The sequence below is a fragment of the Nocardia speluncae NBRC 108251 genome (assembly GCF_001613245.1).
GTDB lineage: Bacteria > Actinomycetota > Actinomycetes > Mycobacteriales > Mycobacteriaceae > Nocardia > Nocardia speluncae.
Window position 1 is genome coordinate 44,628 of record NZ_BDBZ01000034.1, and the last position, 15,115, is coordinate 59,742.

Consider the following 15,115-nt stretch of genomic DNA (forward strand, 5'->3'; position numbering starts at 1 on the left):
CGTCCGTACCTCGCACAGTCGCCTGAGGATATCGGCACACACTGCGGCACGCGCGGCTTCGCGGACTTCCCGCCGGAACCCGGCAACCGTTCATCCGCTCCCGGCAGCCGTTCATCCCCTGTCGACGGCCTTTCGTCCGGGGACACGCACAGCCGGCCCCGGGAGAGTTTAGGGTCACAGATAGCCCTCATGGTGCAGGTAACGCGAAGGAAGTGACTCAGATGACCGAAACGCCGGACGCCTACCCGCCGAGCCCGGAGTTCGCTGCCGCGGCGAATGTGGATGCGGGTGTCTACGAGCGTGCCGCGCAGGATCGCGAAGGGTTCTGGGCAGAGCAGGCCGACCACCTCCACTGGCGCCGGCGCTGGAACCAGGTGCTCGACTGGAGCGAGGCTCCAGTGGCGAAATGGTTCGTCGGCGGGCGCCTGAACGTCGCCTACAACTGCGTGGACCGGCACGTCCTCGAAGGACGCGGCGACAAGGTCGCGCTGCACTGGGAGGGCGAGCCCGGCGATTCCCGGACGATCACCTACGCGGATCTACTCACCGAGGTCGGCCGGGCGGCCAACTATCTGACCTCGCTCGGGCTCACGGCCGGCGACCGGGTGGCGATCTACATGCCGATGATCCCGGAGACCATCGTGGCGATGCTGGCCTGCGCGCGGCTGGGGCTGACGCATTCGCTCGTTTTCGCCGGGTTCTCGCCGACCGCACTCCGCCAGCGCATCGACGACGCCGAGGCGCGCCTGGTCATCACCACCGACGGCCAATGGCGCCGGGGTAATCCCGCACCGCTGAAAGAGGCCGTCGACGAGGCACTGTTCGCGCACGGTGACGTTCCGTCCAGCGTGGAACACGTCCTGGTGGTGCGCCGGGTCGGTATCGAGGTGGCCTGGACCGAGGGCCGCGATCTGTGGTGGCACGAAACCGTCGCCCAGACCGAGCCGGCCCACGAGGCCGAGGCCTTCGATTCCGAACATCCGCTGTTCATCCTCTACACCTCGGGCACCACGGGTAAACCCAAGGGCATTCTGCACACCAGCGGTGGGTACTTGACCCAGACCGCCTACACACACCGCGTGGTGTTCGACCACAAACCGGAAACCGATATCTACTGGTGCACCGCCGATGTCGGCTGGGTGACCGGGCACAGTTACATCGTCTACGGTCCGCTCGCCAACGGCGCCACCCAGGTGCTCTACGAGGGCACCCCGAACTTCCCCGACGAGCACCGGCACTGGCAGATCATCGAGAAGTACGGGGTGACGATCTATTACACCGCGCCCACTCTGGTCCGCACCTTCATGAAATGGGGCCGCCAGATCCCGGACGCCCACGATCTGTCCTCGATCCGGGTGCTGGGTTCGGTCGGCGAGCCGATCAACCCGGAGGCCTGGCGCTGGTACCGCGATGTGATCGGCGGCGGTACCGCGCCGATCGTCGACACCTGGTGGCAGACCGAAACAGGCGCCATCATGATTTCCCCGCTGCCCGGTATCACCGCGACCAAACCGGGCGCCGCCATGACCCCGCTGCCAGGTATCTCGGCCACCGTGGTCGACGAGGAGGGCAATACGGTGCGCCGCGGCGAAACCGAGGCCAACGGCTATCTGGTCCTGGACGAGCCGTGGCCGGCGATGCTGCGCGGTATCTGGGGCGACATGGAACGCTACCGAGCCACCTACTGGGAGCGTTTCGCCGCACAGGGCTGGTACTTCGCCGGTGACGGCGCGAAACTCGATGTCAACGGCGATCTCTGGGTGCTCGGCCGGGTCGACGACGTGATGAACGTGTCCGGCCATCGCATCTCCACCGCCGAGGTCGAATCCGCCCTCGTCGGTCATTCCGGAGTCGCGGAGGCGGCGGTGGTCGGCGCCACCGACGAAACCACCGGTCAGGGCATCGTGGCCTTCGTGATCCTGTCCGCCGACGCCACCGATACCGGCGCGGCCATGGTGAAGGAACTCGAGGCCGAAGTGGCGCGCGAGATCAGCCCGATCGCCCGCCCGCGGGAGATCCACGTGGTGCCGGAGCTGCCGAAGACCCGCAGCGGCAAGATCATGCGCCGGTTGCTGCGCGATGTGGCCGAAGGCCGCGAACTCGGCGACACCTCGACCCTGGTCGACCCGCAGGTGTTCGAGAACATTCGCACCGGACGTTCCGAATAGGTCCCCTGGCCCGGGACAGTGGAGGCGTCCCGGGCCTGCACGGGAATGCACCGTCCAGTTGCCGCGCGATGCGTTCCTGGATCAAGGTGCGAAATTACCGACCGATAAGGTTGCATACGGTGTGCCGGGAAGTCTGGTCGGCGAGATGGTCGTGCGCTCGCCGGTGATCACCCGGTCGGGCGGACGCAGCAACTGTCCGTACGACCGAAAGGTTCCCCGTGCTGAGCAGCCCCCGGTCGGAACTCGCCAGATATCTGCGCACCGAAACCGTGGGCGGTTCCCTGCTGCTGGCGGCCGCCGCGGTGGCACTGCTCTGGGTGAACTCGCCGTGGGGTGAGGGCTATCTGACCCTGACCGAAACCCGTCTGGCGATTGCGCCCCTGCATCTCGACCTCACCCTCGCAGACTGGGTCAAGGACGGGCTGCTCGCCGTCTTCTTCTTCGTCGCCGGGCTCGAGCTCAAACGCGAACTCGTCGTCGGTGAACTGGCCGACCCCAAACGGGCCGCGCTGCCGATCATCGCGGCCGTAGGCGGTGTGGTGACCCCCGCGTTGATCGCCTACGGCATCGGTTTCGGTGTCGAAGGCATGGACCGCGGCTGGGCGGTCCCGGTCGCCACCGATATCGCCTTCGCGCTCGCCGTGCTGGCGATGACCGGGTCCCGGATCCCTGCCAGCGCCCGCGTATTCCTGCTCAGCCTGGCGGTGGTGGACGATCTGATGGCGATCGTGCTGATCGCTATCTTGTTCACCGCCGGGCTGGCGTTCACCTGGCTGCTGGTCGCGCTCGCCTGCTGCGCTGCCTGGTGGTTCGCCCAGCACCGGCGCTGGTGCTCGCCACTGATCTATATTCCGCTGGCGCTGCTGTGCTGGTACGCGCTGCACGAAGCTCATATTCATCCGACCCTCGCCGGAGTCGCGTGCGGCTTACTCACCCGTGTCCGCAGCGACGAAGGTGAGGACGAGGCGCCCGCCACCCGGTGGGAGCACAAGTTCCAGCCGATCTCGGCCGGTCTCTGTGTACCGCTGTTCGCGCTGTTCGCCTCGGGTGTACCGATCAACGGCGAAGTCCTGGGCGACCTGTTCACCGAACGGCTGTCCCTGGCGATCATCCTCGGTCTGCTGCTCGGCAAAACCACCGGCATCTTCGGGATCAGCTGGCTGGCGATCCGCACCGGGCTCGCCAAACGTCCCGCGAACCTGGGTTATCGCGATATGTTCGCCCTGTCGGTGCTGGGCGCGATCGGGTTCACCGTTAGCCTGCTCGTGGCGGAATTGGCATTGGAGGACTATCCCGAATCCGCCGAATTGGCCAAAGCCGCGGTGCTGGTGACCTCCATGGCCGCATCGCTGATCGGTTCGGCGCTACTGTTGCGGCGTGGGCGTGTCCACCAAGCGCGACGTGACGCGGATGCGCTAGAACCAGAACAGTAAGACCGAGCAGAATCGGGACAGGGAGAGGGTCGACCACGTGAGTGTCACACAGGGCGGTAACGGCGACGGCGCACGAGGCGGCACAGTCACCTCGATTCCGCTGTCCGAAATCGACCCGCATGCCTCGGCCAGTTTCGGGAGTCTGGTCCGCGACGCCTCCGAACAGGTCTCGACCCTGGTCCGCGCCGAGGTGGCGCTGGCCAAGGCGGAGGTCACCGGTGAGATCAAGAAGGGGTTGCAGGGCAGCGTCTTCTTCATCGGCGCACTGACCGTGCTGCTGTTCAGCAGCTTTTTCTTCTTCTTCGCGGTTGCCGAAACGCTGGATATCTGGCTCACCCGCTGGGCCGCGTTCTGGATCGTCTTCGCCTTCATGATCTTGGTCACAGTGCTGCTCGCATTCCTGGGCTACCGGAAGGTCAAGAAGCTGCGGGCGCCGGAGAAGACGCTCGATTCGCTCAAGCAGACCCGCACGGTCCTGCCTTCCGGACTCGGCAGCCACGACACCCCCTCCGCGCTGGAGAAGACCGCGCGCTGAGCGGGTCAGACACCGGATGCGTCCGGGCGTTCACTACGCTCGGACGCCGTGGCGTCGAACTTTCTCCCGGACCCGTCGAGCGTGCGCTACGACGGTGTCTGGACGCACCGTGATGTGCACGCCAACGGGATACGGCTGCACGTAACATCCGCGAGTCCCGGCGAACCTGCGCAGCCGCTGGTGGTGCTGCTGCACGGGTTCGCCGATTTCTGGTGGACCTGGCGACATCAGCTCACCGCCCTGGCCGAACTCGGCTACCACGCCGTCGCGGTCGACCTGCGCGGCTACGGTGACAGCGACAAACCCCCGCGCGGTTACGACGGCTGGACCCTGGCCGGCGATATCGCCGGACTGATCCGTGCACTCGGCTACACCGACGCGACACTGGTCGGCCATGCCGATGGCGGTCTGGTGTGCTGGGCGACCGCGGTTCTGCATCCGCGACTGGTGCGCGGAATCGCCGTGGTGTCCTCGCCGCACCCGGCGGCACTCAAGAGCTCGGTATGGCGGGACAACGCGCAACGCCGCGCCTTCCTACCGGGTTTCCTGCGCGCCCAGCTGCCCCGCTATCCCGAACACCTACTCACCCGCGGTGACGGCAGCGGCGCCGCCGAACTGCTGACAGATCGCAGTTCACCCGCCTGGACCGATACCGCGGAATGCGCCGATACCGCGGCCCGGATGGCTTCGGCGATCCGGATCCCCGGCGCGGCGCATTGCGCACTCGAATACAAACGGTGGGCCTTCCGCAGCCAATGGCGTCCCGACGGGCGCCGGTTCATCGCGGTGATGCGCAAACCCGTCGACATACCGGTGGTCTCGATGCGCGGTGAATTCGATCGTTACATCCTTCCGCATACGGTGCACCGCGCACCACATCTCGCGCCGCGCCGGCGGGTAGTGACCGTCCGCGACGCCGCGCATTTCGCGCACCAGGAGAACCCGGACGCGGTCACCGCCGAGATCGCGAAACTCCTCACCGGCGACGGCCGTCGAAGCCGCGACGGCCACGCCTGACCGTCGCTGCGATATCGCGCGGCGAGTGCCGGTCGGTCTGCGTGCGGATGAGACCGCCGCGGACTGCCTCCCGAGGAGTGGCGAGGCTCCTCCGGGATGTGCCGGTCGCAGCGCAGGCAGGTCGGTCCGGGACCGACACCGCGGCGCACAGATCGTTTACGCGGCTCCGGCGCAGGAGCCGGTGGCGGCCTCAGCCCTCGGCGTGGGCGAACCCACCTCGCCCCCGGACGCGGCGCGCCGTGAACTCCGCGCAGTGTGCCGCGTGGCCTGCCTCGGGCGCACCCGAGGCAGAGCTGTCGGTGTCGGCTCGCGTGCACGAGTTGCTGAGCTCAGCTCAGTACGCAGGGGCCCGTGGCAATCGGCACAGTGGACGAGGGCGCCGAGGCGATCCGTTCGTGGACCTCGTTCAGCGTCAGCACATATCCGGTGTCGTCGTCGGTGACGGCGGCACCGAATACCACGCCGAGCACGTTGCCTTCGGTATCGACCAGCGGGCCACCGGAATTACCCGCCCGCACCTGACCGCGGACGGTGTACACCTCGCGTTCGACGGTACCGTCGCGGTAGATGGTGGGCCCGCTCAGATCCAGGGTCTCCCGGACCCGGGCCGCGCTCGCGGTATAGCGGCCGCCGCCCGGATAACCGAGCACGATCGCGCTTTCTCCCGAACCGGCCGCTTCCGGAGCCTGCGGTATCACCGGCGCCGTGAGCCCGGGAACCGACAGCACCGCGATATCCATGGACGGATCGAATTCCACCACTGTCGCTTCCAGCGGGCCCGCAGCCGAATCCACCGTCACACTGGTGGTTCCGGCCACCACATGCGCGTTGGTCATCACCCGTTCCGGCGCCACCACGAAACCCGAACCCTCCAGCGCGCGCTGGCAACTCGGGGCGACACCGCGGATACGCAGCACACTCGGCTGCAGCGATTCGGCCACCGGGCTGGCCAGCACACTCGGATCCGGAGGTTCCACCGCCGCGATGGGCGCGCGACCGAACGGCCCGATCACATCCGGCAGACCTGAGGTGTTGAGCAGTTTCGAGAACTCGTTGGGTAGTTTGCGTAACCACTCCGGGGCGACCCGGTTGACATCGGCGAGCACCCTGGAGCTGTTGATCGCGGAGGCGATGGCCGGCTGCGAAGAGGTGGCCAGCGGTAGCGCCAGCAGCCACGCAGTGACCAGTACTGCGCCGGCCATGAGCACCGCGCCGATCGTACTGTCGGCGCCGCGGGCGAACGGATGCCGCATCCCGCTGCGGGCCGCCCGGCCGAGCACCATTCCGGCGATCTCACCGACGATCACCAACAGCACGATGAGCAGCACTCCGGCCAGAACCCGGCTGCGTCCCTCGTCGATGTGCACGAGAATATGCGGGGCGATCAGGATTCCGGCGACAGCGCCCAGCACCACCCCGAGAAAAGCCAGCGCGGAACCGACCGCGCCCTGCCGCCATCCGGAAGAGGCAGCCGCCAGCGCCAGGACGACCACCACGATATCGAGCCACGCCGAAGTGCTCACAACACCATCCCCACCGCGGCCAGCGCCTGCTCCAGATCACGCACGTCGGTGCGGTCCCATTCCGATTCCCAGCCCAGTGAAGTCATGAGTCCGGCCAGTATGCCGCCGGTGAGCCCCCAGACCAACATTCCGTCCACCTGGAACGCCGGGCTGCGGTAGCCGAGCGCGCTGCGCACCAGGAAACGGTTCGCCGGATCCAGCAGATCCGCCATCGGCACTCGGACCACCCGATCGGTTTCCCCGCGGTCCATGACGCGCACCGCGCTCGGCGTGCGCCAATAGGCGACCACCGGGGTCACATCGAAGCGGGAGGGCGGAACGAACAGCTCGGGTAGGCGCGTGACCGGGACAACGCCCGCGCGGTCGAGCCCGGTCTCCTCCCATGCCTCGCGTAGCGCGGTATCCACCGGCCCGTCGTCACCGGGATCGACCGCGCCCCCGGGGAAGGCGACCTGGCCGCGGTGCTGACGCATAGTGGAGGCACGTTGTGTGAGCAGGACCTCGGCGTCCGCGGGCAGGCCGCCCGGCGCCGCCGGATCACCAGTGGGGTCACCGGCGAACAGCACCAGTACGGCGGCCTTACGCACCTTGCCTGCCATGGTGCGGCGCAAAACCCGCGTCCGCCCCAGGGTGTCGGAGAAATCGGGCTGCCCGGGACCGGCCGCCCTGCTCAGCCAGGGCGGCAACTGTTCTTCGGTCATACGGTAACTCCCAGGGCACCGGCCACGGTATCGGCGATATCGGCGACATCGCGGAACGGGCGGGCGACGTATTCGGCGATAGAACCATCCGGCCGGATCAGAACCGTGATCGGTAGCGCGTTCGGCGCATTCGCCGCCGTGCGCACCCGGGCGTCGGGATCCTGCAGGCCGGGCAGCCGCAGTTCGGGCCGCTGCTGGTCTCGGAGGTCCTGATTGAGCGCGGCAAGCAACGACAACGCTTTGGCCTCGGCGGGATCGCTGTGCACGGTCAGCACCTGTACCGCGGATCCCGCCCGGTCCGCGTACTCCTGGAACAGCGGCAATTCGGTCCGGCAGGGCTCACACCAGTAGGCCCACAGGTTCAGCACCGTCGGCGCACCGGGCACCGCGACGGGCGCCGCCGGCATGCCGTCGGCCAGACATGTCAAGACGATATCCGCCAGCGGCCCCGCCGCCGGCCGGGAATCGGAACCGGGGGGGCACACCGCGGCACCGGAGGCATGGCGCAGCGCGGGATCAACTTCACGGGCGGGTTCCGGGGGCGCCCCGGTGCCACCCGAATCCGAATCGCCGCGCGGCCACAACGCCACTGCCGCTGCCAAAGCCACGATCACCGCCGTCAACGCCCATTTCCACAAGACCGGTCGGCTCACCGGCCCACCAGTTCGAGCAGATGCGCGGCCTCCGGACCTTTCACCAGAGCGGCGGCGGTATCCGGATCGGTCGGGCCGGCGCCGAACGACGGACAGTCCTTGGCCAGGACACATACTCCGCACGCGGGTTTACGGGCATGACAGACACGGCGCCCATGGAAAATCACCCGATGGGACAGCAGTGTCCACTCCTTGCGTTCGATGAGCGCACCCACGATGTGCTCGACCTTGACCGGATCCTCCTCGGTGGTCCAGCCCCAGCGCCGCACCAGCCGCCCGAAATGGGTGTCGACCGTGATACCCGGAATTCCGAACGCGTTACCGAGAATGACATTGGCAGTCTTGCGGCCGATCCCGGGCAAGCGGACCAGCTCGGCCATCGTGTGAGGTAATTCACCGTCGTATTGCTCGACCAGTGCCTGCCCGAGGCCGATCAGCGAATTGGTCTTGTTGCGGTAGAAACCCGTCGGCCGGATGAGTTCCTCCAGCTCCGTACGGTTCGCCCCGGCATAGGCCTGCGCATCCGGATAGGCGGCGAAAAGCGCCGGAGTGGTCATATTCACTCGCACATCCGTGCACTGCGCCGACAGGATCGTGGCAACCGCCAATTCCAGTGGATTACCGAAATCCAATTCGCAGTGCGCATCCGGAAATGCCTGTGCCAGCATCCGGTTCATACGGCGTGCCCGGCGCACCAGACCCAATCGGGTTTCGGCCGGTCGGGAACCGGTTTTCTGATTTCGTACCCCACCGGAAACCGAGGGCGCCGCACCCGCCGCGGCTGTTCCGGAAAGGGGGCTTCCGGCGGTATCGGAGGGGGAGATTCGCACCTGTCCACCATACGGAACCCACCGACAACCTTGCCCTGCCAGTTCTGGTCCCGTATTCCATCTGAGACCTCGACCGTGTTTACTACCCGGCATGCAAGGACTCGCTGTGGCGCTCTTCCCAGTGGTGTTGATGCTGTTCGCCCTCGGTATGGAACGAGTGGAGAACCGTCTTCGCAAACTTGTCGAGCCCGACGAGGAGGTCCAGGCCTACCTGGACAAAGCCAGCAACGCCGAGGTCAACGAGCTCACCAAACTCGGCCTACCGGCGGCGGTCGCGCGTATGCGCCGGCGTCGCAACCGCAGCGAGGAGGCCGAGGAACCCCTCGATATCGCCCGGGCGAGCTGATTCGGCGCGCCCGCTTCCGTGGACCGGACAGCCCCCGGTTAACCTGCCTTTCGTGGTGTCTGTCACTGCGCGTCGATCAGGCCGCGTAGACTGCACTGTCGGCCGAACCGCTTCGGTCCGACGACTACAGCCATTCCCGATAAGGAGCACATTCGTGGACGAGGCCCTCGCCAGAGCCGGCATCTTCCAAGGCGTTGAGCCCACCGCGGTGGCTGCGCTCGCCAAACAGCTGCAGCCCGTGGATTTCCCCCGCGGCCACGTCATCTTCAACGAAGGTGAACCAGGCGATCGGCTGTACATCATCACCGCCGGCAAAGTGAAGCTCGGCCGCCGTTCCCCGGACGGCCGGGAAAACCTGCTGACCATCATGGGACCGTCGGATATGTTCGGCGAGCTGTCCATCTTCGATCCGGGTCCGCGCACCTCCACGGCCACCACGGTGACCGAGGTCCGCGCCGTCACCATGGACCGGGAAGCGCTCAAGTCCTGGATCGATCAGCGCCCGGAGATCGCCGAGCAGCTGCTGCGCGTGCTGGCCCGCCGCTTGCGCCGCACCAACAACAACCTCGCGGACCTGATCTTCACCGACGTTCCGGGGCGGGTCGCGAAGGCGCTGTTGCAGCTTGCCCAGCGTTTCGGCACCCAGGAGGCCGGTGCGCTGCGCGTCACCCACGATCTGACCCAGGAGGAGATCGCTCAGTTGGTGGGCGCATCCCGGGAAACGGTCAACAAGGCGCTCGCCGATTTCGCGCATCGCGGCTGGCTGCGCCTCGAGGGTAAGAGCGTGCTGATCTCCGATTCCGAACGGCTGGCCCGCCGGGCGCGCTGAATCGCACAGCTGGGCCGGCGAGCGCCGCGGCAGTGCCGCCCGGTTACCGTGAGGTCGACTCGTTCGTTCGTAGGTACCCGGCTCCAGCGCCGATAGCCGGGTACCGCTCTCCGGACCACCGCAACGGCGCGAGTGGTCCTTTACGGGGCTACCGGCCCGGCACAGCGCGCGGCTCGTCCGCACGCTCCAGCGTCCTGCCGAGCCGACGTTCGAGGCAGCAGGCGCGTGTGCGGCCGTCCCGCGAGTCCGTCACCGGGACGGGACTCGCCATCGGCCGCGTCGGTCGGCAACAGATACCCTGCCGACGGAGTAGCCCACGCCAGCACAGTGGACCCGCCGATGCGGGTCCCGCAGGATCAGCCACAATCCGCGTACCGGCTCGGTTCGTGGCACCCGCACCGTTCATGCACAGCGCCGGGAGCGGGTCGAACGCGATAACGCGCTCAGGCATCCGCCTCGGACCGCAGATAGGTGAGCTGGGATTCGACCGAGTTGCGCGCCATCGGCCACATGCTCTCGTCTACATCCACGTACACCTTGCGCACCACGTCCATGGCGTCGGCGTCCGCACCGAGTTCGTCGAGCGCGGAGCGGACCTGCTCGAGCCGCTCGTGCCGGTGGGAGATGTAGTACCGCGCGACCGGTTCCAGGTCTGGATGATCCGGCCCGTGCGCGGGCAGCAGTGCCCGGCCTGCACCTTCCTCCAGCAACCGGTCCATCGAGCGCAGATAGTCGCGCAGGGTGCCGTCACGGTCCAGCACGGTGGTGCCGCGACCCAGGACGGTGTCGCCGGTCAGCACCGCATCCGCGAGCAGAAAGCTCACCGAATCGGCGGTATGCCCGGGGGTATGCAGCACGGTGATCCGCAGACCGGCGACTTCGATGACCTCACCGTCGGTCAGCGGCGCGACATCGCCGCGCAGAAACTCCGGTTCCATGGCGCGTACCGGCGACCCGGTCGACCGGACCAGTTCGTCGATCCCGCCGGTATGGTCCGGATGACGGTGAGTGATCAGCGTGAGCACCACCGCACCACCGGTCGCTTCGGCGATCGCGGCGATATGCTCCGAATCGTCCGGGCCCGGGTCGACCACCACACAGTCGGTTTGCCCGGGGGCCCGCAGAATCCAGGTGTTGGTGCCGTCCAGGGTCATCGGCCCCGGATTGTTCGCCAGCAGTACTGCCGCGGACGGCGTGACAGCACGCAATTTCCCATAGGCGGGATGGGTGAGTGTCATCGACGACACCTCCGATCAGAAAGTAACAGAGTCGAATCTACGTTCCAGGGCGCCATAACGCCGGTACAGGTCCCAGATCCCAGGACAGTCCGGCGTACCGGGCAGCCGCGGCAGATTCCCCAGCGTCATCGGAAGGTCGGAGATATCCGATCGGGCGAAGTGACGATCCGCACTCCGCCCGATCGCGGCCCGGTTCGCCGGTGTGTAGGTGGATCTATCGGACCTCGGCGATCAGTTCGACCTCAACCGGTGTGTTCTTGGGCAACTCGAAAACGCCGACCGCCGAACGCGCATGCGCACCGGCGGCGCCGAACACCTCGCCCAGGAACTCCGAGGCGCCGTTGATCACCAGCGGCTGGTCGGTGAACCCGGGGGCGGAGGCCACGAAACCGACCACCTTCACGATCCGCACCACCTCGTCGAGGCCCACCAGATCGTGCACGGCGGCCAGCGCGTTGAGCGCGCACCAGCGGGCCGCGAGCACCGCCTCCTCGACCGACACCTCGGCGCCGACCTTGCCGACCGCCGTCAGTTCGCCCGCGACGAACGGCAACTGCCCGGAGGTGTAGACCTGCGCGCCGCTACGCACCGCGGGCAGGTAGGCAGCGACGGGAGCCACCACCTCGGGCACCTTCAGTCCCAGCCGGTCGAGATTCGCACGCCAGTCGGTATTGGGCCCGCTCACGTTGGATTCCGCCACGGCGCTTACTGTTTCGGCCGCTTCAGGTACGCGACATGCTGTTCGCCGGTCGGGCCGGGCAGCACGGTCACCAGTTCCCAGCCGTCGGCGCCCCACTGGTCCAGGATCTGTTTGGTCGCATGGGTCAGCAGCGGTACGGTCGCGTACTCCCACGAGGTGATATCGCTCATGCGCACCGAGCGTACTGGGTCCCGGGCCGAGTACCCGGCGCAGGATCGCTGTGGCCGAACAGGTGTCGGATCCCGGTGTCTGGTACACCACACCAGGACAATCCGGAGTATGCGGGCGTCCGTCCAGTCCGGGTTATAGGCTCGCGACCGTGGCAGAACCAACGACGATGTCGGAATCGGCCCACCCGGACATGAAAACCGGATGGCCCGAGCGTGCGGCGAACGCCCGGCTGCACTACGTATCCGGTAAAGGCGGCACCGGTAAGTCCACGGTCGCCGGGGCGCTCGCGCTGGCGCTGGCCGCGGGTGGACGGCGTGTACTGCTGGTCGAGGTGGAGAACCGGCAATCGATCGCGCAACTGTTCGACCTGCCGCCGCTGCCCCCGACCGAAACGAAGATCGCCACCGCCGACGGTGGCGGCGAGGTCGTGGCCCTGGCACTCGATATCGAGCACGCCTTTCTCGAATACCTCGACATGTTCTACAACCTGGGGTTCGCGGGGCGTGCGATGCGCCGGATGGGGGCGATCGATTTCGTCACCACCATCGCGCCGGGCCTGCGCGATGTCATCCTGACCGGCAAGATCAAGGAATGCGTGGTGCGGGTCGATAGGCAGGGCTCGCCGGTCTACGACGAGGTCGTGGTCGACGCCCCGCCGACCGGACGGATCGCGAGCTTCCTCGATGTCACCAAGGCGATGGCCGAACTCGCCAAGGGCGGCCCGATCGCCGGGCAGGCCGAGAGCGTATCCCGGCTGCTGCATTCGGATCAGACGATGATTCACCTGGTCACCCTCCTCGAGGCATTGCCCGTCCAGGAGACCCTCGATGCCGTGGCCGAGTTGAGCGCAAACGATCTGCGCATCGGCAGTGTCATCGTCAATCGCGCCGCGCAGAGCCCGCTGAGCACGGAAACCCGTGCGGCCGCGGCCGCGGGCGAACTCGACACCGAGGCCGTCCGCACAGGTCTGGAAGCTGCCGGGATCACTCTGACGGCCGCCGACTTCGCCGGCCTGCTCACTGAGACGGTCGAGCATTCGACCATGTTGAGCGCCCAGGATCAGAGCGCCGCGGACCTGCTGGAACTGGATATCGCGCGACTGCAGCTACCCACCCTCGACGAGGGTATGGATCTGGGCGGCCTGTACGAACTGGCCTCCTACCTGACCGAACAGGGAGTCCGATGAGCACCCGCCCGGCCGGCCCGGCGCCCCTGGACATCTCCGGCATCCTCGCCGACCCCACCGCCCGGATCGTGGTGTGTTGCGGTTCCGGCGGCGTAGGCAAGACCACCACCGCCGCGGCAATTGCCTTGCAGGCGGCCGAACAGGGACGCAAGGTCGTGGTGCTCACTATCGACCCCGCGCGGCGACTGGCCCAGTCGCTGGGGGTGGCGGATCTGGACAACAGCCCGCAGCGGGTGGAGCTGGGCCCCGAGGTCAAAGGCGAACTGCACGCCATGATGCTGAACATGCGGCGCACATTCGACGAAATGGTGCTCGAACACACCACACCGGAGAAGGCCGAGCAGATCTTCGCCAACCCCTTCTATCAGGCAGTCGCCTCGTCGTTCGGTGGTACCCAGGAGTACATGGCGATGGAGAAACTGGGCCAGCTGGCGGGGCGAAAGGAATGGGACCTGATCGTCGTGGACACCCCGCCGTCGCGGAATGCGCTGGATTTCCTCGACGCACCGAAACGGCTGGGGACTTTCCTCGAAGGCCGCATGATCCGGGTCATCATGGCGCCCGGCCGGGGGGTCGGGCGGTTCGTCACCGGCGCGATGAGTCTGGCTGTACGCGGGGTGTCGACCATTGTGGGCGGTCAGATGCTCAAGGACGCCTCGAATTTCCTGCAATCGCTGGAATCGCTGTTCGGCGGCTTCCAGGAGCGGGCGAACCGGACGTTCGCGATGCTGGCCGAACCCGGCACGCATTTCCTGGTGATCGCCGCCCCCGAACCCGACGCTCTACGCGAGGCATCGTTCTTCGTGGATCGGTTGTCGACCGAGCAGATGCCGCTGGCCGGGCTTGTGCTCAACCGGACCCACCCGGTGTTGTGCTCGCTTCCGGCCGATCACGCCTTGACTGCTGCCGACCGGCTCGGCGAATCCGATCCGCTGACCACCGGAGTGCTGCGCGTACACGCCCACCGGGTAGCGACTGCCCGGCGTGAGCAGCATCTACTGAACCGGTTCACCGGCGCACATCCGCGGGTGCCGCTGGTCTCGGTGACGGCGCTGCCCTTCGATGTCACCGATCTGTCCGCGTTGCGTGCGGTGGGGGCCCAGCTGGCGGGTACGGAGTCCGCGGCGGCCGGCTGAACGGTTTCACCGCCGCGGATTTTCCGGGCGATCAATCGGCCGCCGGGCATTCGGCGATTCGAATGCCCGGCGGCCGGTAGTCCAATAGGGATACGGTTACATTGCCATCAAGTGCTGGCGCTGGGCGTTGAAAAAATCCGCCCAGGAGTTCACTTCAGGATGCTGTTTGAGCAGCGCCCGTCGCTGCCGCTCGGTCATACCACCCCACACTCCGAACTCGACCCTGTTGTCCAGTGCGTCCGCCCCGCACTCCATCAGGACCGGGCAGTGCCGGCAAATCGTCGCCGCCTTGCGCTGCGCCGCGCCGCGTACGAACAACTGATCTGGATCGACTTCCTTGCATCGGGCCTGGGAAACCCAGGCAATCCTTGCTTCGGCCTGCTCTACATCCAAGCGAGCGACGGGGGTTGTCATGTGCATTTGGTGTGCCCCTTTGCCAGTCCGAACACCGGGTCACGGCGCTCCGGAATCGCGTGCACTCCGCAGCAACCCGAACCCCGCTGCGAAGTGCACCACATTCCACATTGAGTGTTAGCTCTATCACACTGAGCTCTCAATCTAGGTAAAGGTATGCCGCTAGCGCAAGACCGGATGATGACTTTTTGGTACGTCCGTCCCTCCAGCCCAACGACTGTCGCCCGCCCACACG

16 protein-coding genes are annotated in these 15,115 nt (G+C 67.0%); 8 read left to right on the top strand and 8 right to left on the bottom strand.

The genetic code is table 11. The features are described 5' to 3' along the window. Window positions 1-221: 221 nt before the first annotated feature. The 4 genes from acs (at window position 222) to NS6_RS24660 (ending at window position 5,153) form a co-directional block, all read left to right on the top strand. Window positions 222-2,168, top strand: coding sequence for an acetate--CoA ligase (gene acs, locus NS6_RS24645; protein WP_068046034.1), 1,947 nt, complete (start codon window positions 222-224; stop codon window positions 2,166-2,168). Window positions 2,169-2,389: 221 nt separating this feature from the next. After that, window positions 2,390-3,601, top strand: coding sequence for a Na+/H+ antiporter NhaA (gene nhaA / locus NS6_RS24650; protein ID WP_068046198.1), 1,212 nt, complete (start codon window positions 2,390-2,392; stop codon window positions 3,599-3,601). A gap of 37 nt (window positions 3,602-3,638) precedes the next feature. Further along, window positions 3,639-4,136: a phage holin family protein gene (locus NS6_RS24655; RefSeq protein WP_068046037.1), complete on the top strand. Its 498-nt coding sequence runs from the start codon at window positions 3,639-3,641 to the stop codon at window positions 4,134-4,136. Window positions 4,137-4,184: 48 nt separating this feature from the next. Further along, window positions 4,185-5,153, top strand: coding sequence for an alpha/beta fold hydrolase (locus NS6_RS24660; protein WP_068046040.1), 969 nt, complete (start codon window positions 4,185-4,187; stop codon window positions 5,151-5,153). A gap of 329 nt (window positions 5,154-5,482) precedes the next feature. On the opposite strand, the gene NS6_RS24665 is transcribed toward NS6_RS24660, so the two are convergent. Genes NS6_RS24665 through nth form a run of 4 tightly spaced genes read right to left on the bottom strand, consistent with a single transcriptional unit; the run spans window position 5,483 to window position 8,734 of the window. Further along, entirely contained in the window at window positions 5,483-6,676 is a 1,194-nt protein-coding gene (locus tag NS6_RS24665) for a MarP family serine protease (protein WP_068046043.1), read from the bottom strand. Beyond that, complete coding sequence (locus NS6_RS24670; RefSeq protein ID WP_068046046.1) at window positions 6,673-7,377, bottom strand: NUDIX hydrolase; 705 nt, start codon at window positions 7,375-7,377, stop codon at window positions 6,673-6,675. Before NS6_RS24670 ends, NS6_RS24665 begins: the two co-directional genes overlap by 4 nt. Beyond that, window positions 7,374-8,030 (bottom strand): TlpA family protein disulfide reductase, encoded by a 657-nt coding sequence (locus tag NS6_RS24675; RefSeq protein ID WP_068046049.1) that lies wholly within the window; start codon window positions 8,028-8,030, stop codon window positions 7,374-7,376. The genes NS6_RS24670 and NS6_RS24675 overlap by 4 nt, the downstream gene beginning before the upstream one ends. Next, window positions 8,027-8,734, bottom strand: a complete 708-nt coding sequence (gene nth / locus NS6_RS24680) for an endonuclease III (RefSeq protein ID WP_068046201.1) — start codon at window positions 8,732-8,734, stop codon at window positions 8,027-8,029. The genes NS6_RS24675 and nth overlap by 4 nt, the downstream gene beginning before the upstream one ends. Before the next feature lie 232 nt (window positions 8,735-8,966). On the opposite strand from nth, the gene NS6_RS24685 reads away from it, so the two are divergent. Further along, the gene (locus NS6_RS24685; protein ID WP_081595241.1) at window positions 8,967-9,206 is read left to right on the top strand and encodes a hypothetical protein; all 240 of its coding nucleotides are present in this window, start codon (window positions 8,967-8,969) and stop codon (window positions 9,204-9,206) included. Between the two features lie 154 nt (window positions 9,207-9,360). Further along, a complete protein-coding gene (locus tag NS6_RS24690) occupies window positions 9,361-10,035 on the top strand; it encodes a Crp/Fnr family transcriptional regulator (RefSeq protein WP_068046052.1) in 675 nt (224 codons plus the stop codon). Window positions 10,036-10,478: 443 nt separating this feature from the next. Here NS6_RS24690 and NS6_RS24695 read toward each other — a convergent pair whose 3' ends face one another. From NS6_RS24695 to sp36, 3 genes are all read right to left on the bottom strand, one after another. Continuing rightward, complete coding sequence (locus NS6_RS24695) at window positions 10,479-11,273, bottom strand: MBL fold metallo-hydrolase (protein ID WP_068046054.1); 795 nt, start codon at window positions 11,271-11,273, stop codon at window positions 10,479-10,481. 214 nt (window positions 11,274-11,487) lie between these two features. Further along, a complete protein-coding gene (locus NS6_RS24700) occupies window positions 11,488-11,973 on the bottom strand; it encodes a RidA family protein (protein ID WP_068046057.1) in 486 nt (161 codons plus the stop codon). Window positions 11,974-11,978: 5 nt separating this feature from the next. Next, window positions 11,979-12,143, bottom strand: a complete 165-nt coding sequence (gene sp36, locus NS6_RS34930; RefSeq protein ID WP_086007639.1) for a Sp36 family protein — start codon at window positions 12,141-12,143, stop codon at window positions 11,979-11,981. 167 nt (window positions 12,144-12,310) lie between these two features. Between sp36 and bagA the strand changes: the two genes are divergently transcribed. Beyond that, complete coding sequence (gene bagA / locus NS6_RS24705; protein WP_068046059.1) at window positions 12,311-13,330, top strand: ATPase BagA; 1,020 nt, start codon at window positions 12,311-12,313, stop codon at window positions 13,328-13,330. Continuing rightward, window positions 13,327-14,466, top strand: coding sequence for an ATPase BagB (gene bagB / locus NS6_RS24710; RefSeq protein WP_068046062.1), 1,140 nt, complete (start codon window positions 13,327-13,329; stop codon window positions 14,464-14,466). Before bagA ends, bagB begins: the two co-directional genes overlap by 4 nt. Window positions 14,467-14,562: 96 nt before the next feature. Here bagB and NS6_RS24715 read toward each other — a convergent pair whose 3' ends face one another. Continuing rightward, entirely contained in the window at window positions 14,563-14,886 is a 324-nt protein-coding gene (locus NS6_RS24715) for a WhiB family transcriptional regulator (RefSeq protein WP_068046064.1), read from the bottom strand. Window positions 14,887-15,115: the final 229 nt, after the last annotated feature.